At 49.2% G+C, this 2,264-nt stretch carries 1 protein-coding gene; it reads right to left on the reverse strand.

Annotated elements, in window-relative coordinates; translation table 11 throughout:
- Positions 1-2,096, reverse strand: a 2,096-nt coding sequence (locus tag G7092_RS30470; protein WP_235953978.1) for a DUF6443 domain-containing protein, incomplete at its 3' end; no start/stop codon positions are given.
- Between the last annotated feature and the right edge of the window lie 168 nt (positions 2,097-2,264).

Raw genomic sequence — 2,264 nt, forward strand, 5'->3', positions numbered from 1 at the left:
TAGTAATACGAATAGTGGTTGTTCAGGTTTCCTGCCGTGCCCCAGAACTGGTTGGCAATATTACCATTATACTGTTTGCCCGTTCCGCTGGTATTGTAATACAACTGTTCGGCAAACAGAGGCGCACTGCTTGTTAGTAACCAGCCCCGTTCGTTATACCCATAGGTGATATCCTGTTTAAAAGTTGTACTGTCTGTACTGTGCAGGTGTTTTTTCCATACTTGTCCCAGTTCGTTATAATCCGTTTTGGACAGGATTGGATTCACATCCGCGGTCAGCGTTCCGTTCTGGATCTGTTCCCGGGTAGTCAGCTTCCTCCCCATGTGGTCATAGCTATACTGGTTAATGATCGTCAGTTTCGGGGTGCCTGGTGTTGCTGTGGTAAAATGCCTCCGGTTGGTGCTGGTTACCTGGTTATTGAAATTGTACGTGCTCAGCACCACATCAAAGTTAGCCGCGTTGACCGTACCTCCCAGGTAATGTTGTTTATAGCTCCGGATGTTTCTGCCCTTGTCATCATAATAGTTCACGTCCCACAGCATGTCAGGAGTCGCATTGGTGATCGTATTCAATACCGCTGTCAGGCTGGCTGTCAGCAGGCCCTGGGTCATCGTGCTGTAACTGCCTGTCCCAGCAACATAACCCGCCGGAAGGTTGGGGATATTATTATAATCATCATAATAGTTAATGCTCAGCGTTTTGGTGATGATCGGGTAGCTGCCCAGTACATATCCTGTGGGATAAGTCGTCGTATTATTCGTCTGATCACGCGTGTCCCACTGCGTTACCGCATAGATATTGGTTTGCAGTGTGGATAAAGCGTATGCCGTACCCGCGTTCCAAAGCCCTGTCATGATCACTCTTCCCAAAGCATCGTATTTGATTACCGTCCATTGGTTGTTTTGTCTTTGCAGGCTATCCTGGCTCAGTACCGGCTGGTCCAGTTTATTGTATACCGTGAACTCCCAGCCTTTGCCCGGGATCTTCTTTTGGGTTAATCTGTTCCGTTCATCATAGCGGTAGCTATAACCCAGGCTGCCTGCATAGGTGGGCACGCCTACACCATCCGGGTTACTGCCCGGCGGCAATACAAAAGCCAGGTTACCCAGGTCGTCATACACATAATACGTCGACAGGATCTGTAGGGTGGTTCCTGTATAGTTAAACGTCCGTTTCAGCACCACGTGGCCTTCTTTATCTTTGTATTCTTCGGTTGTGCCGCCTCTGCCGCTTTTCCAGTTTTCGTCTTTGCTTACCGTTACATACAGCTGGCCTGCTCCGTAATTGCCGTTTCGGCCCAGTGTACGGCTTTGATTGGCATTGATCGTCACCGTATATAATGCAACCAACATCGTTCCTGCGGTATCTGTTATGACCGTCTCATTATTCGTCGTGTATACTATTTTCTGCGTATGTCCCGTCGTGCTGCCCGCTACCGGCTGCCAGTCGGCTCCCGCTGCCCCTTGTTCCAATACCCGGTTTAACGGCGAGGATTCGAAATTCGTAACGGAGTACGGGCTGTTGGTGGCCGTCACCCCGCTTGGGGGGGCTGTGTAAAACTGGCTTTGGTCCCCGCTCAGCGCATTTGTTTTATAGCTCCCGTCATTACTCCCCGAGGTAACATAGGGCAGGTATTTAGTAGCTTCCCGGCCGAATTGATCATAAGCAAAGGGCTGCACCACGTCTTTATTCAATGGGCTCCCCTGTACCTGGACCGTCTGTAAGGGCCGGCCAAGCCCATCAAAGTATTGTACCGTCTGCATCAGTTCACACGTGCTACGGCTGGCAAAATCTCCTGAGTTTGGGGTCGAGCCCACATTCTTCATTCCGCCAACTCTGGGCACTGAAGTCACTATATAATTCTGGTTCTGGTTAAAACTGTTCACCAGTTTCTGACAGTCCGGGTTGGCGATATACAGGCTCAAACTGCTCCCCGCTGCTGCTGTAAAACTGAAGCCCGGGCTCAGCGTGATGCTGCTATAACTGAAATAAGAACCTGCCGCCGGTGTACCCGTCATCGGCGTAGTGACCTGCGTCTGCGCTTTTATGCCTATTGCAAAAAGCAGAAGGCTGAACGTTACTATAATATGTTTCATCGTGATAATGTCTTGTTGGTTATTCCTTCCGTTTACTGCCCCTGATAATGATAATCCATGTGTTTCACAATATTCCCATCCTTATCCTTCACATTCATTAACCGCTGGAAGCTATCATACTCGTAAGTCGTTGTCTCTCCCTTCGTATCTGTTATACTCGTTATACCA

It is taken from the genome of Mucilaginibacter inviolabilis, from assembly GCF_011089895.1.
Taxonomy (GTDB): Bacteria; Bacteroidota; Bacteroidia; order Sphingobacteriales; family Sphingobacteriaceae; genus Mucilaginibacter; species Mucilaginibacter inviolabilis.